The sequence below is a fragment of the Streptomyces sp. CMB-StM0423 genome, from assembly GCF_002847285.1.
Classification (GTDB): domain Bacteria; phylum Actinomycetota; class Actinomycetes; order Streptomycetales; family Streptomycetaceae; genus Streptomyces.
In genome coordinates this window covers 995,312-1,016,892 of record NZ_CP025407.1, presented here as the reverse complement: position 1 = coordinate 1,016,892, position 21,581 = coordinate 995,312, and the positions used below count along the sequence as shown (strand labels likewise).

General features: G+C 74.1%; 20 protein-coding genes. 17 read left to right on the top strand and 3 right to left on the bottom strand.

Going from position 1 to position 21,581, the window contains the following annotated elements; genetic code table 11:
• Positions 1-25: 25 nt before the first annotated feature.
• From CXR04_RS04275 to CXR04_RS04230, 10 genes are read left to right on the top strand one after another with little or no spacing between them, the layout of a single operon-like run.
• The gene (locus tag CXR04_RS04275) at positions 26-721 is read left to right on the top strand and encodes an antibiotic biosynthesis monooxygenase family protein (protein ID WP_101420562.1); all 696 of its coding nucleotides are present in this window, start codon (positions 26-28) and stop codon (positions 719-721) included.
• 31 nt (positions 722-752) lie between these two features.
• Complete coding sequence (locus CXR04_RS04270) at positions 753-1,085, top strand: TcmI family type II polyketide cyclase (protein WP_047019018.1); 333 nt, start codon at positions 753-755, stop codon at positions 1,083-1,085.
• On the top strand, positions 1,082-2,353 hold the full coding sequence (locus CXR04_RS04265; RefSeq protein WP_101420561.1) for a beta-ketoacyl-[acyl-carrier-protein] synthase family protein: 1,272 nt from the start codon (positions 1,082-1,084) through the stop codon (positions 2,351-2,353). Before CXR04_RS04270 ends, CXR04_RS04265 begins: the two co-directional genes overlap by 4 nt.
• Complete coding sequence (locus CXR04_RS04260) at positions 2,350-3,588, top strand: ketosynthase chain-length factor (protein ID WP_101420560.1); 1,239 nt, start codon at positions 2,350-2,352, stop codon at positions 3,586-3,588. Before CXR04_RS04265 ends, CXR04_RS04260 begins: the two co-directional genes overlap by 4 nt.
• 19 nt (positions 3,589-3,607) lie before the next feature.
• Positions 3,608-3,883, top strand: a complete 276-nt coding sequence (locus CXR04_RS04255; RefSeq protein WP_101420559.1) for a phosphopantetheine-binding protein — start codon at positions 3,608-3,610, stop codon at positions 3,881-3,883.
• A gap of 21 nt (positions 3,884-3,904) precedes the next feature.
• The gene (fabG, locus tag CXR04_RS04250; protein ID WP_101420558.1) at positions 3,905-4,690 is read left to right on the top strand and encodes a 3-oxoacyl-ACP reductase FabG; all 786 of its coding nucleotides are present in this window, start codon (positions 3,905-3,907) and stop codon (positions 4,688-4,690) included.
• Positions 4,691-4,711: 21 nt separating this feature from the next.
• Positions 4,712-5,659 carry an aromatase/cyclase gene (locus CXR04_RS04245; protein ID WP_101420557.1) on the top strand — a complete coding sequence of 316 codons (948 nt, stop codon included), beginning with the start codon at positions 4,712-4,714 and terminating at the stop codon, positions 5,657-5,659.
• A 1-nt stretch (position 5,660) separates the two neighbouring features.
• Positions 5,661-7,280 (top strand): FAD-dependent monooxygenase, encoded by a 1,620-nt coding sequence (locus CXR04_RS04240; RefSeq protein WP_101420556.1) that lies wholly within the window; start codon positions 5,661-5,663, stop codon positions 7,278-7,280.
• A gap of 19 nt (positions 7,281-7,299) precedes the next feature.
• Positions 7,300-8,841, top strand: coding sequence for an FAD-dependent monooxygenase (locus tag CXR04_RS04235; RefSeq protein ID WP_101420555.1), 1,542 nt, complete (start codon positions 7,300-7,302; stop codon positions 8,839-8,841).
• A complete protein-coding gene (locus tag CXR04_RS04230; RefSeq protein WP_234380053.1) occupies positions 8,838-9,695 on the top strand; it encodes an alpha/beta fold hydrolase in 858 nt (285 codons plus the stop codon). The genes CXR04_RS04235 and CXR04_RS04230 overlap by 4 nt, the downstream gene beginning before the upstream one ends.
• Before the next feature lie 62 nt (positions 9,696-9,757).
• Here CXR04_RS04230 and CXR04_RS04225 read toward each other — a convergent pair whose 3' ends face one another.
• A complete protein-coding gene (locus CXR04_RS04225) occupies positions 9,758-10,627 on the bottom strand; it encodes a sigma-70 family RNA polymerase sigma factor (protein ID WP_101420554.1) in 870 nt (289 codons plus the stop codon).
• 278 nt (positions 10,628-10,905) lie between these two features.
• Here CXR04_RS04225 and CXR04_RS04220 point away from each other — a divergent pair, with 278 nt between their 5' ends.
• The 3 genes from CXR04_RS04220 (at position 10,906) to CXR04_RS04210 (ending at position 14,531) form a co-directional block, all read left to right on the top strand.
• Positions 10,906-13,086 (top strand): MMPL family transporter, encoded by a 2,181-nt coding sequence (locus CXR04_RS04220; RefSeq protein ID WP_101420553.1) that lies wholly within the window; start codon positions 10,906-10,908, stop codon positions 13,084-13,086.
• A 74-nt stretch (positions 13,087-13,160) separates the two neighbouring features.
• Positions 13,161-13,934, top strand: coding sequence for an SDR family oxidoreductase (locus CXR04_RS04215; RefSeq protein ID WP_101420552.1), 774 nt, complete (start codon positions 13,161-13,163; stop codon positions 13,932-13,934).
• A 138-nt stretch (positions 13,935-14,072) separates the two neighbouring features.
• Positions 14,073-14,531, top strand: a complete 459-nt coding sequence (locus CXR04_RS04210) for a carboxymuconolactone decarboxylase family protein (protein ID WP_101420551.1) — start codon at positions 14,073-14,075, stop codon at positions 14,529-14,531.
• A 124-nt stretch (positions 14,532-14,655) separates the two neighbouring features.
• Here CXR04_RS04210 and CXR04_RS04205 read toward each other — a convergent pair whose 3' ends face one another.
• Together CXR04_RS04205 and CXR04_RS04200 are read right to left on the bottom strand one after the other, a co-directional pair.
• Positions 14,656-15,435, bottom strand: coding sequence for a gamma-glutamyl-gamma-aminobutyrate hydrolase family protein (locus CXR04_RS04205; protein WP_101420550.1), 780 nt, complete (start codon positions 15,433-15,435; stop codon positions 14,656-14,658).
• 12 nt (positions 15,436-15,447) lie between these two features.
• Positions 15,448-15,912, bottom strand: a complete 465-nt coding sequence (locus tag CXR04_RS04200) for a VOC family protein (protein WP_101420549.1) — start codon at positions 15,910-15,912, stop codon at positions 15,448-15,450.
• 176 nt (positions 15,913-16,088) lie between these two features.
• Between CXR04_RS04200 and CXR04_RS04195 the strand changes: the two genes are divergently transcribed.
• The 4 genes from CXR04_RS04195 to CXR04_RS04180 all read left to right on the top strand — a co-directional run bounded on the left by CXR04_RS04195 (position 16,089) and on the right by CXR04_RS04180 (position 21,578).
• Entirely contained in the window at positions 16,089-17,606 is a 1,518-nt protein-coding gene (locus tag CXR04_RS04195; RefSeq protein ID WP_101420548.1) for an FAD-dependent monooxygenase, read from the top strand.
• A gap of 254 nt (positions 17,607-17,860) precedes the next feature.
• Positions 17,861-18,190 (top strand): 4Fe-4S dicluster-binding protein, encoded by a 330-nt coding sequence (locus tag CXR04_RS04190; protein WP_101420547.1) that lies wholly within the window; start codon positions 17,861-17,863, stop codon positions 18,188-18,190.
• Complete coding sequence (locus tag CXR04_RS04185; RefSeq protein WP_199850386.1) at positions 18,187-20,154, top strand: hypothetical protein; 1,968 nt, start codon at positions 18,187-18,189, stop codon at positions 20,152-20,154. The genes CXR04_RS04190 and CXR04_RS04185 overlap by 4 nt, the downstream gene beginning before the upstream one ends.
• Positions 20,151-21,578, top strand: a complete 1,428-nt coding sequence (locus CXR04_RS04180) for an amidase (RefSeq protein ID WP_101420546.1) — start codon at positions 20,151-20,153, stop codon at positions 21,576-21,578. Before CXR04_RS04185 ends, CXR04_RS04180 begins: the two co-directional genes overlap by 4 nt.
• Positions 21,579-21,581 lie beyond the last annotated feature (3 nt).

Here is a 21,581-nt window from a genome sequence, read left to right as displayed (position 1 = left end):
TCTCCACCGACTCAAGGAGACACGCATGCCCATCCTCTCCCCCGAGGACAAGCACCTGACGGTCCTCAACCTGTTCACCACCGACAAGCCCGAGAACCAGGACCGGCTCATCACGGAGATGCGGAAGATCGTCGACACCGCCGCCTTCGAGGGCTGGCTCTCCTCCACCGTGCACGCCGGCCAGGAGAGCCCGGGCACCGCCAACTTCATCCAGTGGCGCAGCGGCGAGGACCTGGAGGCACGGTACGCGGGCGAGGAGTTCAAGCACCGCACGCTGCCCGTCTTCGGCGAGATCACCACCTCGATCCGGCTGCTGCAGAACGAGATCGTCTACACCCAGCGCCACCCCTCCCAGGGAAGCGTCACCGAGGTGTCCGCCGACCGCGACGACTTCACCGTCATCGAGGTCTTCAAGACCACCGAGGAGAACCAGGCGCCGCTCGTCGAGGCGCTGAGCGAGGGCCAGAAGTGGCTGGTCGACGTGCCGGGTTACCGCTCCCACACGGTCTTCCGCGGCCTGCGCGCCCGCTTCCTCGAGGGCGCCTTCGCGGTCGTCTACTCGCAGTGGGAGAGCAAGGAGGCGCACGACGCCTACCGCACCCGGCCGGAGGCCGACATGCCGGAGACCCGCCGCAACTCGGAGGCGACCCTCAAGTCGCTGGCCACCGAGCGGGACTGGAACTCCTACCGCGTGGTGCACAGCCGCAAAGCCGGTGAGTGACCGCCCGCGAGCAGCACGAGGAGACAGAGCCATGCACCGCAGCACCCTGATCGTGGCCCGGATGGCGCCGGACTCGGCCGCCGACGTGGCCCGGCTGTTCGAGCGGTTCGACGGGACCGACATGCCCGGGCGCATGGGCACCACGCGCCGGCAGCTCTTCAGCTTCCACGGGCTCTACTTCCACCTCCAGGACTTCGCGTCCGGCGAGGGCGAAGAGCGCATCGAGGGGGCCAAGGACGACCCCCGCTTCGTGCGCATCAGCGACGACCTCAAGCCGTACATCGAGCCGTACGACCCCGTGACCTGGCGCTCGCCGCGCGACGCCATGGCCACCCGCTTCTACGCCTGGGAGGCGGGCGCATGACCGGGCGTCGCGTCGTGATCACCGGGATGGAGGTGATAGCGCCCGGCGGGGTCGGCCGGGAGGAGTTCTGGGAGGAGATCAGCGAGGGCCGAACGGCGACCCGGGGCATCACGTTCTTCGACCCCGCCCCGTTCCGGTCCCGCGTCGCGGCGCAGATCGACTTCTGCGGGCTCGACCACGGGCTGAGCCCGCAGGAGGTACGCCGCATGGACCGCGCGGCCCAGCTCGCGGTGGTCGCCGCGCGCAACGCGGTCGCCGACAGCGGCCTCGACCCGTCGGGGCTCGATCCCTTCCGGGTCGGGGTGACGGTCGGCAGCGCCGTCGGGGCCACGATGAGCCTCGACAGCGAGTACCGGGTCGTCAGCGACGGGGGCCGGCTGGACCTCGTCGACCACCACTACGCCGTCCCGCACCTCTACAACCACCTCGTTCCCAGCTCCTTCGCGACCGAGGTGGCCTGGGCGGTCGGCGGCCAGGGGCCCACCGCCGTGGTGTCCACCGGCTGCACCTCCGGCATCGACGCCGTCGGCTACGGCGTCGACCTGCTGCGCGAGGGCTCCGTGGACGTCATGGTGGCGGGGGCCTCGGACGCGCCGATCTCGCCGATCACCATGGCCTGCTTCGACGCGATCAAGGCCACCACACCCCGCCATGACGAGCCGGAGCGGGCCTCCCGGCCCTTCGACGGCACCCGCAACGGCTTCGTCCTGGGCGAGGGCAGCGCCTTCTTCGTCCTGGAGGAGCTGGAGAGCGCGAAGAAGCGGGGCGCGCGCGTCTACGCCGAGATCGCCGGCTACGCCACCCGCTCGAACGCCTACCACATGACCGGACTGCGCCGCGACGGCGCCGAGATGGCCGAGGCGATCAGGATCGCGATCGACGAGGCCAGGCTCAACCCCGAGGACGTCGACTACATCAACGCGCACGGCTCGGGCACCAAGCAGAACGACCGCCACGAGACCGAGGCGTTCAAGAAGAGCCTCGGCGACCACGCCTACCGCACGCCGGTCAGCTCGATCAAGTCGATGGTGGGGCACTCGCTCGGCGCCATCGGCTCCATCGAGATCGCCGCGTCCGCCCTGGCGATGCAGCACGACGTCGTGCCGCCCACCGCCAACCTGCACACCCCCGACCCCGAGTGCGACCTCGACTACGTGCCCCTGACCGCCCGCGAGCACCGGGTGGACACCGTGCTGACCGTCGGCAGCGGTTTCGGCGGCTTCCAGAGCGCCATGGTGCTCGCTTCCCCGGAGAGGAGCCCCCTATGACCGCGGTCGCGGTCACCGGCCTGGGCATCGCCGCGCCCAACGGCCTGGGCACCGCCGACTACTGGGCGGCCACCCGCGGCGGCAAGAGCGGCATCGGCCGCATCACCCGGTTCGACCCGTCCGGCTATCCGGCGCGGCTGGCGGGGGAGATCCCCGGCTTCGTGGACGCCGACCACCTGCCCAGCAGGCTGCTGCCGCAGACGGACCGCGTCACGCGGCTCGCGCTGACCGCGGCCGACTGGGCGCTGGCCGACGCGGGCGTCGACACCGGGGCGTTCGACCCGCTGGACATGGGCGTGATCACCGCGAGCCACGCGGGCGGCTTCGAGTTCGGCCAGTACGAGCTGCAGAGCCTGTGGTCCAAGGGCAGCCAGTACGTGTCCGCGTACCAGTCCTTCGCCTGGTTCTACGCGGTCAACAGCGGCCAGATCTCCATCCGGCACGGCATGAAGGGGCCCAGCGGCGTCGTCGTCACCGACGAGGCCGGCGGTCTCGACGCGCTGGCGCAGGCCCGCCGGCAGATCCGCAAGGGCACGCCCCTGGTGGTCTCCGGCGCCGTCGACGCCTCGATCTGCCCGTGGGGCTGGGTGGCGCAGTTGGCCGCCGGGCGGATGAGCGAACGGGACGAGCCGACGCGCGCGTACGTGCCCTTCGACCGCGACGCCACCGGCTACGTGCCGGGGGAGGGCGGCGCGATCCTCGTCCTGGAGGACGCCGCCGCCGCCCGCGCCCGCGGCGCCCGGAGCTACGGGGAGATCGCCGGCTACGGCGCCACCCTGGAGCCCGGACCCGAGGCCGGCCCCGGGCACGTACACCGGCGGGCGCTGCGCCGGTCGATCGAGATCGCCCTGGCCGACGCCGGGCTGGACACCGGCGACGTGGACGTCGTCTTCGCCGACGGCGCGGGCGTGCCCGAGGAGGACGCGGCCGAGGCCGAGACGCTGTGCCAGGTCTTCGGGCCGCGCGCGGTGCCGGTCACCGTGCCCAAGTCGATGACCGGCCGGCTCTACTCGGGCGCCGCGGCGCTGGACGTGGCGGCCGCGCTGCTGGCCATGTGCGACGGCGTCATCCCGCCCACCGTGCACGTCGACCCCTGCCCCGAGTACGACCTCGACCTCGTGCTGCACCAGGCCAGGCCGGCCGCGGCGCTGCGGCACGCGCTCGTACTCGCGCGCGGCCACGGCGGCTTCAACGCCGCCATGGTGCTGCGCGCCCACCCGACCACCACCGGCTGAGACGGACGGACGGATACCGATGACCGACAAACCCTTCACCCTCGACGACCTCAAGCGGGTCCTGCTCCAGGCCGCCGGCGCCGACGAGTCCACGGACCTGGACGGCGACATCCTCGACGCCACCTTCGAGGTCCTGGGCTACGAGTCGCTGGCGCTGCTGGAGACCGCGGGCCAGATCGAGCGCGAGTACGGGATCTCCCTCGACGACGACGCGCTGGCGGACGACCTGACCCCGCGCACCCTGATCGACCTCGTCAACGGCCACCTGGCCGCGGCCCGCGCCACCACCGCCTGAGCGAACAGTGAGGAAGAAGCCATGACACACCAGCCGGCACGCGTCGCCCTCGTCACCGGCGCGACCAGCGGCATCGGCCTGTCCGTCGCCACGCTGCTCGCCTCGCAGGGCTACCAGGTGTTCCTCGGCGCCCGTACCGAGGACGGCGTCGTCGCCACCGTGAAGTCCCTGAAGGACAAGGGGTACGACGTCGAGGGCCAGGTGCTCGACGTGCGCGACACCGACTCGATCGAGAGCTTCGTCCGGGCCGCCGTCGAGACCTTCGGCGACGTCGCCGTCCTCGTCAACAACGCCGGCAGGTCCGGCGGCGGCGTCACCGCCGACATCGCCGACGAGCTGTGGGACGACGTCATCGACACCAACCTCAACAGCGTCTTCCGCATGACCCGTGCCGTGCTGACGCTCGGCGGGATGCGCAACCGCGACACCGGCCGCATCATCAACATCGCCTCGACCGCGGGCAAGCAGGGCGTCGTGCTCGGCGCCCCCTACTCGGCCTCCAAGCACGGCGTCGTCGGCTTCACCAAGGCGCTCGGCAACGAGCTGGCGCCCACCGGCATCACCGTGAACGCCGTCTGCCCCGGCTATGTCGAGACCCCGATGGCGCAGCGGGTGCGGCAGGGCTACGCCGCCGCGTACGAGACGACCGAGGCCGCGATCCTCACCAAGTTCCAGGCGAAGATCCCGCTCGGCCGCTACAGCACCCCCGACGAGGTCGCCGGCATGGTCGGCTACCTCGCCTCCGACACCGCCGCTTCCGTCACCTCCCAGGCGCTGAACGTCTGCGGCGGCCTCGGCAACTTCTGACCCCGGCAAGGAGCAGCCGTCATGACAACTCGCGAGGTCGAGCACACGATCGAGATCAGTGCTCCCGCCGGCACCATCTACACCCTGCTGGCCGACGTCGGCCACTGGCCGCGGATCTTCCCGCCGACGATCTACGCCGACCGGGAGGAGACCGGCCCGGACGAGGAGCGCATCAGGATCTGGGCCACCGCCAACGGCGCGGCCAAGAACTGGATGTCGCGCCGCTTCCTGTACCCGGCGGAACGGCGCATCCGGTTCCGCCAGGAGGTCAGCACCCCGCCGGTCGCCGAGATGGGCGGCACCTGGATCATCGAGGAACTCGGCGCGGGCGGGTCGCGGGTGCGGCTGCTGCACGACTACCGGGCGATCGGTGACGACCCGGACGACCTGGCCTGGATCGACCGGGCCGTGGACACCAACAGCACCACCGAGCTGGCCTCGCTGAAGGAGAACGTCGAGCGGGCGCACGCCGCCGACCGGGACGAGCTGACCTTCTCCTTCTCCGACGAGGTACGGATCGAGGGCACCGCCAAGGACGCCTTCGACTTCATCAACGAGGCCGGCCAGTGGCCCGAGCGGCTGCCGCACGTGGCGACCGTGCGCTTCAGCGAGGACACCCCGGGGCTGCAGTCCCTGGAGATGGACACCCGGGCGAAGGACGGCTCGACGCACACCACCAAGTCCTACCGGGTGGCCTTCGCACCGCACCGGATCGCCTACAAGCAGGTGACGCTGCCCGCGCTGATGACCCTGCACACGGGGATCTGGACCTTCGAGGAGGACGGCGACGGCGGCGCGGTCACCGCCACCTCCCAGCACACCGTCACCCTCAACACCGACAACATCGCCCGCGTCCTGGGCGAGCAGGCCACCGTGGCGGACGCCCGTGCGTACGTCCAGGGCGCGCTCAGCGCCAACAGCAGCGCCACTCTGGGGCACGCCAAGGACTACGCGGAGCGGATGGCCTGAGATGAGCGCGCAGGACGGCGTCCCGGGCGTACCGGCCGGAGGTTCCCCGCGGACCACCCGGCTCGACGCCCAGGTGATCATCGTGGGGGCGGGGCCCGTGGGGCTGATGCTTGCGGGCGAACTCAGCCTGCGCGGCGTCCGCGTGGTGGTCGTCGAGCAGCGGCACGGGCCGACGACGGAGTCGCGGGCCTCCACCCTGCACGCCAGGACCATGGAGATCTTCGACTCGCGCGGGCTTCTCCCCGATGTCGGCAACCCGCCGAACGCCACCCGCGGCCACTTCGGCGGCATCCCCCTCGACCTGACACTGCCCGGCGCGCACCCGGGGCAGTGGAAGGTGCCGCAGGCCAAGACGGAGTCGGTGCTGGAGGAGTGGGCGCTGTCGCTGGGCGCCGACATCCACTGCGGCACCCGGCTGCGGGTGCTGGGCGTCACCCAGGAGGGCGACTCCGTCGAGGCCGAGGCCGTCGGCAGGGACGGCGAGGTGGTGCGGCTGCGGGCCGCGTACCTCGTCGCCTGCGACGGCCAGGACTCGACGGTACGCAGGCTGACCTCGGCCCCGTTCCCCGGCCACGGTGCCGCCCGCGAGCTGCTGCGCGCCGACGTCGCGGGCATCGAGGTGCCGGACCGCAGGTTCGAGCGGCTGCCCCGCGGGCTCGCGATCGCCGCCCGCCGCGAGGACGGCGTGACCCGCGTGATGGTGCACGAGTTCGGCGCCCCCGTACGCGCCTCGGGCGAGCCGGACTTCGCCGGATTCTGCGCCACCTGGCGGCGGGTGACGGGCGAGGACATCAGCGGCGGCACCCCGCTGTGGGTCAACAGCTTCCACGACGCCAACCGCCAGCTCGCCTCGTACCGGCAGGGCCGCATCCTCTACGCGGGGGACGCCGCCCACCAGCAACTGCCCATCGGCGGCCAGGCGCTGAACCTCGGCGTGCAGGACGCCTTCAACCTGGGCTGGAAGCTGGCCGCCACGGTCCTCGGCCGGGCTCCGGCGGGGCTGCTCGACTCGTACCACACCGAACGGCACGCGGTCGGCCGCGCGGTGCTCGGCAACATCCGCGCGCAGGCGCTGCTCCTGCTGGGCGGGCACGACAACGACCCGCTGCGCACCGTGCTGACCGAACTCATCGGCCACGAGACGGTACGTACCACCCTCGCCGGCGCCGTCAGCGGACTCGGCATCCGCTACGACGCCGGCGGCCCCCCGCACCCCCTGCTCGGCGCGCGGCTGCCGCACGCCCGGCTCCTGGTCGCCGGCGCCCCGCGGACCACGGCGGAGCTGCTGCGCTCCGGCCGCGGCCTGCTGCTCGGCCTCGGCGGCGCGCCGCCGGCCGGCGCGGACGACTGGGGGGACCGGGTCGACGTGGTCACGGCGGAGCCGGAGACCGCGGGCGCAGACGCCGCGGCCGGGCAACTCGACGGCGCCGGCGCCCTGCTCGTACGCCCCGACGGCTACGTGGCCTGGGCCGGCGACCGGCGCGGCGACGGTCTGGCGGAGGCGCTCGGGCGGTGGTTCGGCGCACCCGGCGGGGCACGCGGCCGCGCCACCGCGCCCGGCACCGCGCGGCAGACGGAACGCACCCACACCCCGGCCCCCGTGCACCACGGGCCGGCCTGACGGACACGAGAGGGACGACGTGGATACAGATGTGATCGTCGTCGGCGCCGGCCCGACCGGGCTGATGCTGGCGGGAGAGCTGCGGCTCGGCGGGGCCCGCGTGGTGGTGCTGGAGCGCCTCGCGCGGCCGACGGGACAGTCGCGCGGACTCGGCTTCACCGCGCGCGCGATGGAGACCTTCGACCAGCGCGGGCTGCTGCCCCGCTTCGGGCAGGGCGAGACGCTGGAGATCAGCCCGATGGGGCACTTCGGCGGCGTGCAGTTCGACTACACGGTGCTCGCGGACGGCCACTTCGGCGCCCGCGGCATCCCGCAGAACGAGACCGAGGCGGTGCTGGAGGAGTGGGCCGCGGAGCTGGGCGCGGACATCCGCCGCGGCACCGAACTGGTCGAGATCGCCGACGGGTTCGCCGACGGCGACCACGTGGAGGTGGCGGTCGCCACGGCCGGCGGCGTGGAGCGGCTGCGGGCCGCGTACCTCGTCGGCTGCGACGGCGGCCAGAGCCGCACCCGCAAGCTCGCCGGTTTCGACTTCCCGGGGCTGCCCGCGACCCGCACGATGTTCCTCGCCGACGTGCTCGGCTGCCACCTCAAGCCCCGCTTCCTCGGTGAGCGGCTGCCCAACGGCATGGTGATGGCGGCGCCGCTCCGCGAGGGCGTGGACCGCATCATCGTCTGCCCGCATGGCGCGCCCGCCCGCGACCGCGACGACGACGTGACCTTCGCCGAGGTGGCGCGCGCCTGGCAGCACATCACCGGCGAGGACATCAGCGGCGGCACCGCCGACTGGGTCAGCTCGTTCAGCGACGCCACCCGGCAGGTCGGCGAGTACCGCAGGGGCCGGGTGCTGCTGGCGGGCGACGCCGCCCACATCCACCTGCCGGCCGGCGGCCAGGGGTTGAGCACCGGCGTGCAGGACGCGGCGAACCTCGGCTGGAAGCTGGCCGCGGAGATCCGCGGCACGGCCCCGGCCGGGCTGCTCGACAGCTACCACGCGGAGCGGCACGCGGTCGGGCGGCGGCTGCTGATGAACACCCGCGCGCAGGGCATCGTGTTCCTCGGCGGGGAGCAGTCGGACCCGCTGCGGGAGCTGTTCACCGAGCTGATCGGCGGCTACGACGACGTCAAGCGGCACCTGGCGGGCATCGTGAGCCACCTCGACATCCGCTACGACCTCACCGCGGCGGACGCGACGGACGGCACGGACACCCCCGGCTCCGCCGCCCCGGTGCACCCGCTGCTCGGCCGCCGGATCGGCATGCGCCCGCTGACCGGCGCCGGCGGCGACACCGACACCGTACGGCTGTTGCGCGGCGGCCGCGGCGTGCTGCTCGACCTTGCCGACGACGCCGCCCTCAGGTCCGCCGCGGCGCCGTGGGCGGACCGGGTCGACGTGGTGACCGCGGTGGCCAAGCCGCCCGAGGACGGCGACGACCTGCTCGCCGGCGCCGGCGCCGTGCTCGTCCGCCCCGACGGCTACGTGGCGTGGGCCGGCGGGGACACGGAGAAGGACCTCTCGGCCGCCCTCGGCCGCTGGTTCGGCGCCGGCCGGAGCGCGTGACCACCGACCCGCGGCCCGTCGTCCTGGAGGCGGCCGGCACCCGGCTGTCGGCTCTGCTCAGCGAGCCGGCCGGGGACCGGCCGCCCCTGGCGACGGTCGTCGCCCTGCACGGCGGCGGCATGACGGCCTCGTACTTCGACGCCCGCGCCCGCCCCGGCCTGTCGCTGTTGGAGCTGGGCGCCACGCTCGGCTTCGCCGTGCTGGCCGTGGACCGCCCCGGCTACGGCCGCTCGGCGGCCGAACTGCCGGAGGGCGTCAGCCTGTCGCGGCAGACCCGGCTGCTGCGGGCCGGGCTCGCCGACTTCGCCGGGCGGCACAGGACCGGTGCCGGGATGTTCCTGCTGGCACACTCGTACGGCGGGAAGCTGGCCCTGTCCCTGGCCGCCGCGGCGGGCGCCGGTGACCGGCTGCTGGGCCTGGACGTCTCCGGCTGCGGCCACCGGTACGCGGCCCTGCCGGGCGCCCCCGCGGCGGCGGGCCCGTCGCGGCGCGACACCCTGCGGCACTGGGGACCGCTGCGGCTCTACCCGCCGGGTACCTTCCGCGCCGGCCGCGGCATGACGACGCCGATGCCGGGACGGGAGGCGGCGGGACTGCCGCGCTGGCCGCGGCTCTTCACCCGGCTGGCGCCCCGGGTCCGGGTGCCGGTGCGGCTCACCTTCGCCGAGCACGAACGCTGGTGGCGGCACGGGGAGCCGGATCTCGCCGACCTGGCGGGCCGGTTCACCGCGAGCCCGCGCGTCCAGGTGGACCGGCAGCCCGGCGCGGGACACAACATCAGCCTCGGCTGGACGGCCCGCGCCTACCACCTGCGGGCGCTGGCGTTCCTCACCGAGTGCCTGGACCCTGCCTGACGGATCCCGCCCGCCCCCCGACGCCCGCGGGGCGCGGCGGACCGACGCCTTCCGGCGGCCCGTCAGCCCGCGAGCACCACGAGGTCGGGCCCGTCCAGTCGCTCCCTCTCCGCCACCAGGTCTATCGCCGTGATGACGTCGTCCTCGACGGTGAAGCGGAAGACCACCGCGGGCCGCCCGCCCGTCTCCCACACCGCGCCGGCCATGCCGTCGACGAGCGCGGGGCGGGCGAGCAGCGCCCGGCCGGAGAAGCTCTTCGCGACGTCGTGCGCGCCCCGTACGACCGCGGTGGCGCCGATGTCGACGGACGTCCTGTCGGCGTTCATCACCACCCCGGGGGCGAGCAGTTGCAGCAGGCGGTCGAACTCGCCGTCGCGGGAGGCGGCGAGGAAGGCGTCTACGATCTCGCGCTGCCGGCGCAGGTCGGGCAGCGGCACCGCGCCCCGCACCCGGCGCCGGGCCCGGCTCGCCAACTGCCTTGCCGCGGCCGGGCTGCGGTCCACGATCGGGGCGATGCCGGCGAAGGGCACGGCGAACATGTCGTGCAGGACGAAGACGAGCCGCTCCACCGGGTCCAGTGTGTCGAGCACCACCAGCAGGGCGAGCCCCACCGAGTCGGCGACGACGGCGGCCTGTTCCGGGTCGGCGGCCTCGGTGTCCGCGGCCGCGGCCGGCGCGCGGAACTGCTCCTCCAGCATCTCCTCCCGCCGCGCGCGGGCGCGCAGCATGTCGAGGCAGACCCGGCCCACGACGGTGGTCAGCCAGCCGTCGAGGTTCTCCACCGCCTCCGGGTCGCTGCGGTGCAGCCGGATCCACGCCTCCTGGACCGCGTCCTCCGCCTCGCCGGCGGAGCCCAGGATGCGGTGGGCCACCGCGTGCAGCCGCGGCCGCTTCCGCTCGAACTGCCGCGCCAGCCGCTCGCGCTCCGCCATGTGCCTCCTCCGTCCGGGCGCCGCCCGCGGGGTGTGCGCGCTGCACCTGTCACATCTTCACGGTGCGGTGCGTCATAGCAGTGACGATCCGAAGAGCAGGCGTGGCGGGAGCGGGGGCACACACCGACCCCCCTGCCACGACCGCGGCGGCCGGCGAGCCCGGGCCCGGCTCCGCCGTCCGCGGTCGATCCCTTCCACCTGAGCGGCGACGACGCGTCGTCGTTCCTTCCAATCCGGACGAGCCGCGGCATCGGCTCTCGACACCCGAGCGAGCGTATATGGCAACCCACCAAGCGGCACCCGGTGAACGCGCCGGCCTGAACACCCGTTCCCGCCTGAAGGACCGGTACGCGGGGCTGGTCTCCGGCCGCCGGACGAAATGGGCCGTGCTCCTGCTCTGGCTGCTGCTCGTCGGCGTGGGCGGCTCGCTGGCGGGCAAGCTGGGCGACGTACAGGACAACGACCCGGCGACCTGGCTGCCTGCAAGCGCCCAGTCCACGCAGGCCGTGGAGCTGGCCGAGGAGCACTTCGCGGACAAGGACAGCAGTTCCGCCGTCGTGGTCTACGCCCGCGGCGACGGCCTGACGGACGCGGACCTCGGCAAGATCGACGCCGACCGGACCGCGCTGGCCGGCGAGTCCGGCGTGGGCGAGGTGGCGGCGCCCGCGGTCTCGGAGGACGGCAAGGCCGCCTTCCTGACCGTGCCGCTGCGCACGCACCCGAGCGACAACAAGGTGCTGGCCGACGGCGTGGACGAGACCCGGGCGACAGCCGAGGACGGCGCCGCCGAAGGGCTGGACGTCCGGATCGCCGGCGAGGCCGGCAACATCGCCGACTACGACGAGATCTACGCCGGCATGGACGGCGCGCTGCTCGGCGCCGCGCTGGCCGTCGTCACGATCCTGCTGCTCCTCACCTACCGCAGCCCCGTGCTCTGGCTGATCCCGCTGACCGCCGTCTTCCTCGCCAGCCAGGTGGCCAGCGGCGTCGTCTACCTCCTCGCCGAGTACGCCGGGCTCGTGGTCAACGGGCAGAGCGCGTACATCCTGCTGATCCTCTCGGTCGGCGTGGGCACGGACTACGCGCTGCTGCTCATCGCCCGCTACCGCGAGGAGCTGTACCGGCACGAGGACCGGCACGAGGCGATGGCCGTCGCCGTACGCCGCTCGCTGCCCGCCATCGCCGCGTCCGCCGCGACCGTCGGCATCGCCACCCTCTGCCTCGTCTTCGGCAGCATGAACTCCACCCAGGGCCTCGGCCCGGTCGTGGCCATCGGCGTCGTCGTGGTCTTCCTCGCCATGACGTCGATGCTGCCCGCGCTGCTGGTGATCCTCGGCCGCTGGCCGTTCTGGCCCTACGTGCCGCGCCACGAGCCCGGCGCCGATGCCGCCGCGCCCGCCAAGGCCGGGGTGTGGACCCGGGTCGCCGGGCTCGTCGGGCGCCGGCCCCGGGCGGTGTGGGCGGTCGCCGCCGCCGCGCTCGCCGCGCTGGCCCTGGGGACGATGACCGTGGAGACCGGCCAGACCCAGGAGGAGCAGTTCACCAAGACCGTCGACTCCGTCGAGGGCCAGGAGCTGCTGGCGGCGCACTTCCCGGCCGGCTCGTCCGCGCCCGCCGAGGTGTACGTACGGGACGGCGGGGCGGACGACGCCCTGCGGGCCGTACAGGACGTCTCCGGCGTGCAGTCCGCCGAGGCCGCCGGATCCCGGGGCGGCTGGACCCGCGTCACCGCCGTCCTCGGCGACGCCCCGGACACCTCGGCCGCCAAGGACACGGTCGAGCGGATGCGCGACGCGCTCGACGGCGCCGGCGGCGAGGCCGCGGACGCGGTCGTCGGCGGCCGCACCGCCGTGCTGCTCGACACCGCCGACGCCCAGGCCGACGAGGAGATGCTGCTCATCCCGCTGATCCTCGGGGTGGTGCTGGTCATGCTCGTGCTGCTGCTGCGGGCCCTGGTCGCGCCGCTCGTGCTGCTGGCGTCCGTGGTGCTCTCGTACGCCGCCGCGGTCGGCGCCGCCGCGCTGCTCTTCCAGGCGCTCGGATACCCGCGCATCGACCGGGGCCTGCTGCTCTTCGGCTTCCTGTTCCTGGTCGCACTGGGCGTCGACTACACGATCTTCCTGATGACCCGGGTGCGCGAGGAGGTCCGCGCCCGCGGGCACCGCGAGGGCGTCCTCACCGGACTCACCGTCACCGGCGGGGTCATCACGTCCGCCGGCGTCGTGCTGGCCGCGACGTTCTGCGTGCTGGCGCTGGTCCCCACGGTGACGTCGCTCCAGCAGGGCCTGCTGGTGGCGGTCGGCGTACTCCTGGACACCTTCCTGGTCCGCAGCCTCCTCGTGCCCGCGCTGGCACTCCACCTCGGCCCCCGCGTCTGGTGGCCGGGACGCCTCGAAGCCGCGGCGGAGCGGCCGGCCGGGGATCCGGTCAGCCCCGCCAGGGCCGACGTCGGCGTGTGACCACAGACCCCCTCCGGGCGCGGGAGCCGATTCCCCCGTCCGTCACCCACCACCCACGGATGTGAGGACAACAGATGTCAGAACCGATATTGGTCACCGGCGGCACGGGCACACTCGGCCGCCAGGTGGTCTGGCGACTCCGGGACGCCGGGCGTGACGTGCGGGTCCTCAGCCGCCGCGCCCAGGAGGGCGCGGCGAAGGTCCCGGGCGTCGAGTACGTCCAGGGCGACCTGCTGAAGGACCAGGGCATCGCCGAGGCGCTGGACGGCGTACGCACCGTCATGCACTGCGCCAGCGACAAGAAGGGCGACGAGAAGGCGACCGCCAACCTGGTGCGTGCCGCCGGGGCCCTCCCGGAGGCACCGCACCTGCTGTACGTCTCCATCGTCGGCGTCGACGACGTGACGTTCGGCTACTTCAAGTCCAAGCGGGACTCCGAGCGCGTGATCACGGATTCCGCGCTGCCGTGGACGATCATGCGCGCCACGCAGTTCTACGACCTGATCCTCAAGGGCGCCAAGTCCGGCGCCCGGTTCCCCGTGGTGCCGGTGCCCGCCGGCTTCCTGGTGCAGCCCATCGACCCGGACGAGGTCGCGGCCCGGCTGGTCGAGCTGGCGCTCGGGGAGCCGGCCGGGCGGGTGCCCGACATGGCCGGGCCCGAGGTGACCAGCGCCGCCGACCTGATCAAGCGTTACCTGCACGCCAACAGCCGGCGCAAGAAGGTGCTCCAGCTCTGGATGCCGGGGCTCGGCAAGATCAAGGAAGGCAAGCTCCTCGTGCAGGACGGCGAGGGCCAGGACGGGCGCAGGACCTGGGAGGAATTCCTCGCCGCCAAGGCGGGGGCGTAGCGGCAGGTGCGGGCCGCGGCCGGGTATGCGGGCATTCCTGTCACATGTCCCGGCCGCCGGACGTCATAGCTGTGGGCACGGGACGTGGGACGTCCCGGCCGGCAGCAATCCATGCATCTTCGGAGGAGGAGAATTCCGATGGAATCCCGTATCAAGAATCCCGCAGTGATTCTTCCTGACGCCATGCAGCCCATTCAGGACGCTTTCAAGGCGGCGTTCGGCGGCAGTGTGCCGAAGGCCACCCTCGATCTCGTCCATCTGCGGGCGAGCCAGATCAACGGCTGCAGCACCTGCGTGGATTCGGGTTCCCGCAACGCGCGCAAGAGCGGCGAGACCGACGAGCGGCTCGCCGCCGTCGCCGCCTGGCGGGAGGCGCCCTACTTCACGGACGCGGAGCGCGCCGCGCTGGCGCTGACCGAGGCCGCCACCCGGCTCGCCGACCGCAGCGACCCGGTGCCGGACGAGCTGTGGGACGAGGTCGCGGAGCACTACGACGAAAAGGGGCTCGCCGCGCTCGTCCTGATGATCGGTGTGACCAACCTGTTCAACCGGCTGAACGTCGCCACCCGCCAGGTGGCAGGCGCGTGGGGCGCCTGACGCAGGCTTCCCCATCTGATCCCGGCCTCCGCGCACGACCCCCGTGGTGCGCGGGGGCCGGACGGCTGTCGCCGCCCGGCCCCGTGCCCTCCCCCCGGACCGCGCCCGCCGGGCGCCCGGTCCTTCAGCCCGCCGCGCCGGCCCCGCCGTTGCCGCGGGTCCCGCGGGTCCCGCGGTGGTGCCGCGCGGCCTCCGCGAGGGCGAGGAACGGCCGGTCGTCGTCGCTCTCCTCGGCGTGCCACTGCACCGTGACCCCGAAGGGGTGGTCCGGCACCTCGACGGCCTCGACGATCCCGTCCGCCACCGACCACGCCGTGGCCCGCAGGCCCTTGCCCAGCACGTCGACCACCTGGTGGTGGTGGCAGGGCACCGTGGCCGCGTCCGACCCGAAGACCTTCGCGATCCGGCTGCCGCCCTCCAGCGACACCCGCTGGTCCCCGTAGTCGCGCAGCCCGGGGGAGTGCCCGGTGTGCCCGATCAGGTCGGGAAGGTGCTGGTGGAGGGTGCCCCCGCGGAGCACGTTGAGCAGTTGCAGGGCGCGGCAGATGCCGAGGAACGGCACGCCCAGGCGCAGCGCCTCGGCGATGACCGCAAGCTCCGCCTCGTCCCGTACGGGGTCGACCGACCTGGTCTCCGGATGCCGCTCGGCGCCGTAGCGCGCCGGCTCCACGTCCGGGCCCGCGAGCAGCAGCAGCCCGTCGAGTCCCGCGACCGCGCTCGCGGCCTCCGGCAGCGGCGGCAGCAGCACGGGCGTGCCGCCGGCCCGCGCGACGCGGTCGACGAACTGCTGCGGGGTGAAGGTGGCCCGCATGTCGAAGATGGCCACCTTGATGGCCGACGTGGCCGCGGTGATGCCGATGACGGGCCGCCCGGCGCCGGCCGGACGCTCGCTCGCTGTCGTCATGGGCCGGGCCACCTACGCGCGGCCGTTCGGGGCGGACTCGGACAGGTTGATGCGCCACGACACCCCGAACCGGTCGTTCACCCATGCGAACTTGGCACTGAAGCCGTACGTCCCGATCGGCATGATCACCTCGCCGCCCTCGGCGAGCGCCGTGAAGACCCGGTCGAACTCGGCGGCGGAGTCGCACTGGACGTACACGGCCGTGGCGGGCGTGAACGCGTAGGAGTCCCAGGGCGCGTGGTCGTGCCCGCGGGCCGGCGGCCTGGGCATGTTGATGCACATGAACGCCTGGCCCGCGAGCGTGAATACGGCGTGCTGGAGCGTGCCCTCTTTCCAGCCGGTTTCGTCGGCGCCGGCGCGTATGACCCGTACCACCTCGGAATCGTCGAACAGCGACGTATAGAGTTCCACCGCCTCTTCCGCGGCCTCTTTGAAAGCCAGAAAAGTAGTGAGCTTCTGCCGGGCGTGTGCGGCCATGGACGGCTCCTGTTCTTGTCGGGCGCGCGTGGGAGTTCCCCTGCCGGGATCGCACGTTAACCCGCCGCCGCGGGCGTTCAACTGCTCAATTCGCCACTTGAACAAAGCGGTACAGGAGTCATGCTCTGGGCGGTGAAAGGCAGTGGCCTGCACAGGATCTCGGCTTGGAGGCAGTAATGACAGAAGTGGTGATCGCGGGCGCGGGGCCGGTCGGGCTCATGCTCGCGGGCGAACTGCGGCTGTGGGGCGTGGACGTCGTCGTGTACGAGCGGCTGGGCGAGCCCAGCGGCGAGTCCCGCGGGGTGGGCTTCACCCGCCGGGCGGCCGAGACCTTCGACCAGCGCGGGCTGATGGAGCGGCTGGGCGAGGTGGAGATCGGCACCCAGGGCCACTTCGGCGGCGTACGGATCGACTTCCACGCGCTCGACGACGTCCACTTCGGCACCCGCGGCGTGCCGCAGTACCGCATCGAGGACATGCTCGACGCCTGGGTGCGCTCCCTCGGCGGGCGGATCGAGCGCGGCTACGAGGTCACCGGCTTCCGGGAGACCGCGGACGGCATCGCGGTGGCGACCGAGGGACCCGGGGGGCCGACGGAGACCCACGCGCAGTACCTGGTCGGCTGCGACGGCGGGCGCAGCGTCGTCCGCAAGCTCGCCGGCATCGACTTCCCCGGACTGGAGGCCACCCGGGGGATGTTCGTGGCCGACATCGCGGGCTGCGACATCCGGCCGCGGCCCATCGGCGAGCGCGTCGAGGGCGGCATGGTGATGGCCATCAGCCTGGAGGACGGCGTGGACCGCATCATCATCCACCCCGACGGCCAGCCGCCGCACGACCACAGCACGGGCGAGGCGACGTTCCAGGAGGTCGCCGACTCCTGGGAGCGGCTGACCGGGCAGTCCGTCCACCACGGCGACGTCCGCTGGGTGAGCGCGTTCACCAACACCACCCGGCAGGCAGCCGAGTACCGGCGCGGCCGGGTGCTGCTCTCCGGCGACTCCACCCACGTGCACGTCCCCGCGGGCGCGCAGGGGCTCAGCGTCGGCGTCCAGGACGCCGTCAACCTGGGCTGGAAGCTGGCCGGTTCGGTCCTCGGCTGGGCGCCAGAAGGGCTGCTGGACACGTACCACGCGGAGCGGCACCCGGTCGGGCAGCGGCTGCTGCGCAGCACCCTCGCGCAGTCGCAGCTCTACCTCACCGGACCCGAGATGGAGCCGATCCGGCAGGTGATGCGGGAGCTGGCGGCCCTCCCCGCGGCGGCGACCGCGCTCGCCGGCATGGTCAGCGGCCTGGAGGTGAACTACGACGTGGGCGCCACCGGGCACCCGCTGCTCGGCGTCCGCCTGCGGCCCGACCTGAAGCTGGAACGGGCCGACGGCAGCCGCACCACCGCCGTGGAACTCCTGCACGCGGGCCGGGGCGTACTGGTCGACACCGATCCGTCGGGCCGGCACGCCGCGGTCGCCGCCGGGTGGGGGGACCGGGTGGACGTCGTCCGCGGCTCGTGGCAGCCCGGCGCCTGGGCGGAGAGCCGGCAGCTCGGCTCCGTCCTGGTCCGGCCCGACGGGTACGTCGCGTGGGCGGAGCCGGAGGGGGGCGACCTCGCGGAGTCGCTGCGGCGCTGGTTCGGGGCCGCGGGCACCTCCGCCACGGAGCCGGCGCGGGCCGGCAGCGCGGGCGCGCACGGCTGAGGACGGCCGCGCGCACGTACGCCCCGGGCCTCGTACGTCACCCCCCCGGGCCCGGGGCGCCGGCGCGGAGTCCAGCAGACCACCAGCCGCGCTCAGCGAGTGGTCGAGACCGTCCGGCGAGCATCGGCACCGCGGCACCTCACGTGCCCCGTACCACCTCTCAGATTCCCCGGGCCGGCAGTGCCGCCGGCGACATCCGGACTGCGGAGCCTCCCGCCGCGGTCGCACCCCGCTGACTCGAAGGGTGACCACCCGTGAACGACGACAACGCACCGGCAGCCAACGCCGAGCGCACCGAGCGGATCGCCACGCGGTCCCGCGCCGCCAACTGGAAGAAGCCCCCGCGGCGTATCGAGACGTCGGAGTGCATCACCTGCGACAGTTGCCTGCGGAGCTGCCCCGAGGAGTTCGGCGCCATCTTCGACCGCGGTCTCGACGTCGTGATCGTCCCGGAGCTGTGCTCCGGCTGCCCCGTGTGCGTACTGGAGTGCCCGGTCGACTGCATCTACGTCGACGAGGACTGGGCCCCGACGGACGAATCCATGTGGAGCCACATCGAGGTCACCCCGGTGAGCGCCCCGTGACCGCCCCCGCACCCCGCGACGAGTCGCGCGAAACGCGCCGGGCCGCCAACGCCCGCAAGCGCATCAGCCGCCGGCCCAGCCGCCTCGGCAGCCAGGCCGGCGCCACGCCCAAGCCCGACCGCGAACGGGAGCCGGGCGCCGGCTTCACCGGGCTGCTGGAGCGCGCCTGGGCACGGGCGCGGCAGGCCGGGGGACCGCGCGCCGCGGTCGGCGTCCTGCTCACCCTCGACGGACACGTGCCCGCCGAGGTGCAGTTGCGGGCGCTCGGCACGGTGGAAGAGGCCGCGTTCAAGGCGCTGTGGGGCCTCACCTGGCGTACGGGCGAGCCCGCCGCGGACGCGGCCGCCGACGGCGCGGCGGACGGAGACGAGGACGACGAGCCCGTCTTCACCGGCGAGCTGGCGCTCGCCCGCAGCGGCCGGGTGGTCGTACGGGCCCCCTCGCAGCCCCCGCTCCGCCAGCGGGACCTGGTCGGCGGCTCCCTGCGGGTGCCGTGGTCCGGCCGGGCCGTGCGGACCTACCGGCGCGAGCTGGCCGCCGCCAACGCCCGGCGCGCCGACGAGGTCGCGCACTGCCGTGACTGGCTCGCGGAGCAGGGCGACGCGGGCCGCGACGAACTGCTCGACCTGGCCACGGAAGCGGCCCTGCGCACGGCGCCGTTCGTCCTGTACCAGGAGGAGAAGCAGTACACGAACTTCCGCGACCAGAACAACATCACCGGCAAGACCCTCTTCCCCGGACACCCCGACTGCGCGCTGAGCAGCCTCCGGGGCCTACCGCTCGACCTCTGGTCCGACCACGACGTCCAGCTCCTGGTCTGCCTCGTCCTCCTCATCCGCTCGGCGGGCCCGGGCCGGGTCGAGGAGGCCAACGGCACGCAGCTCGGCCTCGACCACGTCGCCGCCATGCTGGAGCGGGTCAGGCGCGGCTACGCCGCCGCCCCCGGCGGCCCCGCCATCCCGCGCGCCGCGGCGCCGGACGTCGCCGCGCTCGACACGCTCGCCACGACGCTCGGCACCGTCCGCAAGGCGTTCCCCGGCCGGGTCCAGCTCTACCGCGAGATCCACGGCGCCCTCATGCACAAGATCGAGCGCGTCGCCGCCCCGCCGGCGGCCCGGGCGCACCGCTACGAGCAGGACATCTGCGCCCGCCTCAGCGAGCGGCTGCCGCTCGCCGGCGGCACGTTCGAGGCGCTGGCGGACGCCGCCGCCGAGGCGCCGCAGTGGCTGGCCCGGCCGCACGGCGCGTTCGGCAGCGGTCTTGAGTCGCTGGTGTACGAGACCGTCGCGGCCAGCGCGGACGTGTTCCGTACGGACTTCGCGATGAGCCGCGGGATGCGGTCGCTGCCCACGCTCGTCGCGAGGCTGCGGGCGGAGAGCTGGGCGGAGATCTGCGGCTGGGACATCACCAGGTACTTCTGCTGCGTGGTGCCCGCGCCGGAGGCGCGCCGGCACTTCGGCGACTCCGCCACCGCGATGGCGGACGCGGCGTGGGCGATGTCGTCGCGCATGCAGTACAACTCCTGGCACTTCATCGCCGGCAACCTGCCCCGTACCGAGGAGGTCCTGGCCCGCGACCACTTCGTGCCGCCCACCATCCCCGACATCGCCTTCTTCTCCGACCAGCACCACCACGGCCACGTCACCAACAAGGTCCGCTTCTCCATCCGTTCGCCGCAGGCCGTCGAGGTCGCCGGGCGGCGGTTCAACGGGTTCGTGGACCTGCGGCTGCTGCGCTGCGACGGGACGCCCTTCGACGAGCAGGACCTGCTCGCCGCGCACCGGGTGTCCGGCCTCGTCGGCCGGGTGACCGGGCTCGCCGCGGAACTGGCCGCCGCCGGGGAACCGGTGGAGGTCACGGCGTTCGACGCGGGCTGGCACCGGGCCACCATCGCGGGGGCTCCGGCCGCGGCGCAGGCCGCCGGAGCCGCCGGAGCCGCCGGCAGAGCGAACGGCCGCTCGTGACCGCGGGGCAGAGCGCGGGGCCCGCTCCGGGGCCCGCCCGGCTCAGGGAACTGCTGGCCGCCGGCGAACTCACCGCGGAGCGGCACGTACGGACTGTGCTGGACGCCATCCGCGCCGACACCACCGGCGCGTACGTCGCCGTCGCCGGCGAGGGCGCGCTGCGCGCGGCCCGGGAGGCGGACGCGCTGATCCGCGAGCGGGGCGCCGCCGCCTGGCTGGAGCAGCCCCTGCTCGGGGTGACGGTGTCCGTGAAGGACCTGCTGCAGACCGGCGACCTGCCCACCGGCCGCGGCTCGCTGCTCCCCAACACCCGCCCGCCGGAGGACACTCCCGCGGTGGCGCGGCTGCGCGCGGCCGGTGCGGTCGTCGTCGGCAAGACCGCCACGTCGGAGTACGGCTGGAGCGCGAGCACCGTCGGCCGCGTCGGCCCGCCCGTGCGCAATCCGTACGACCCCCGGCGCACCGCGGGCGGCTCCAGCGGCGGCGCCGCCGTGGCGGTGGCGACGGGGCTGTGCGACGGGGGGCTCGGCACGGACGGCGCGGGCTCGGTCCGTATCCCCGCGGCGTTCTGCGGCGTCGTCGGCTATAAGCCCTCGTACGGCCGCATCCCCTACGTCCCCGGCAGCATCGAGCGGCTGTCCCACCAGGGCACGCTGGCCCGCCGCGTCGAGGACGCCGCCGCGCTGGCCGCCGTCGCGGCAGGACCGCACCCGTACGACCCGGACTCGGCCCTCGGCTCCCTCGACCCGGAGCGCTCCCCGCGGCGCCTGCGCGTCGGGTGGGTGGAGTACGAGCGGACAAGCGCCGGCGTCCGCGCGGTCACCGAACGGGCGCTGGCGGCGTTCGCCGGCCGCGGGCACCGGGTGGAGCGGATCGAGGTGCGCTGCGCCGGGCTGTACCCGGCGCTGGTCGACATCCTCGCCGCCGCCGAGGCGGCCTCCACCGGGCCGGAGGACGAGGAACTGTGCGACCCGGGCCGCCTGGAGGTGGTCCGCCACGGCCGCACCCTCAGCGGCACCGCGGTGATCCGCGCCGAGGAGGTGCGCCACGCGCTGCGCACGAAGCTGCGCTCGGTGATGGACCGCTACGACGTCCTGGCGATGGCCACCGTGCCGGTCGAGCCGTTCGACGCCGGGGCCATCGCGCCCGAGTGGGCCGCCGACCCGCGCGACCTGCTGTGGCTCGCCTGGTCCCCGGCCACCTACCCGTTCAACATGACCGGCCAGCCGGCCGTCTCGGTCCCGGCGGGTCTGACCCCCGCGGGACTGCCCGCCGGGGTACAGGTGGTCGGGCCCGTGGGCGCCGACGCGCTGGTGCTCGCCACCGCCGCGCGGCTGGAGACCGACCTCGGCGTACTGCGGGCCCCGTGGGCGGCGCAGCCGCCACCCGCACCCGCCGCCCTGCCCGTCGTCGAAAGGATCTGAGCC

What these genes read in the sequence shown, in the direction of transcription:
- CXR04_RS04215 (WP_101420552.1), top strand. Translation starts at nt 13,161, where the DNA reads ATGTCAGAACCGATATTGGTCACCGGCGGCACGGGCACACTCGGCCGC.
- CXR04_RS04275 (WP_101420562.1), top strand. Translation starts at nt 26, where the DNA reads ATGCCCATCCTCTCCCCCGAGGACAAGCACCTGACGGTCCTCAACCTG.
- CXR04_RS04200 (WP_101420549.1), bottom strand. Translation starts at nt 15,912, where the DNA reads ATGGCCGCACACGCCCGGCAGAAGCTCACTACTTTTCTGGCTTTCAAA.
- CXR04_RS04265 (WP_101420561.1), top strand. Translation starts at nt 1,082, where the DNA reads ATGACCGGGCGTCGCGTCGTGATCACCGGGATGGAGGTGATAGCGCCC.
- CXR04_RS04270 (WP_047019018.1), top strand. Translation starts at nt 753, where the DNA reads ATGCACCGCAGCACCCTGATCGTGGCCCGGATGGCGCCGGACTCGGCC.
- CXR04_RS04205 (WP_101420550.1), bottom strand. Translation starts at nt 15,435, where the DNA reads ATGACGACAGCGAGCGAGCGTCCGGCCGGCGCCGGGCGGCCCGTCATC.
- CXR04_RS04210 (WP_101420551.1), top strand. Translation starts at nt 14,073, where the DNA reads ATGGAATCCCGTATCAAGAATCCCGCAGTGATTCTTCCTGACGCCATG.
- CXR04_RS04195 (WP_101420548.1), top strand. Translation starts at nt 16,089, where the DNA reads ATGACAGAAGTGGTGATCGCGGGCGCGGGGCCGGTCGGGCTCATGCTC.
- CXR04_RS04245 (WP_101420557.1), top strand. Translation starts at nt 4,712, where the DNA reads ATGACAACTCGCGAGGTCGAGCACACGATCGAGATCAGTGCTCCCGCC.
- CXR04_RS04240 (WP_101420556.1), top strand. Translation starts at nt 5,661, where the DNA reads ATGAGCGCGCAGGACGGCGTCCCGGGCGTACCGGCCGGAGGTTCCCCG.
- fabG (WP_101420558.1), top strand. Translation starts at nt 3,905, where the DNA reads ATGACACACCAGCCGGCACGCGTCGCCCTCGTCACCGGCGCGACCAGC.
- CXR04_RS04220 (WP_101420553.1), top strand. Translation starts at nt 10,906, where the DNA reads ATGGCAACCCACCAAGCGGCACCCGGTGAACGCGCCGGCCTGAACACC.
- CXR04_RS04255 (WP_101420559.1), top strand. Translation starts at nt 3,608, where the DNA reads ATGACCGACAAACCCTTCACCCTCGACGACCTCAAGCGGGTCCTGCTC.
- CXR04_RS04260 (WP_101420560.1), top strand. Translation starts at nt 2,350, where the DNA reads ATGACCGCGGTCGCGGTCACCGGCCTGGGCATCGCCGCGCCCAACGGC.
- CXR04_RS04225 (WP_101420554.1), bottom strand. Translation starts at nt 10,627, where the DNA reads ATGGCGGAGCGCGAGCGGCTGGCGCGGCAGTTCGAGCGGAAGCGGCCG.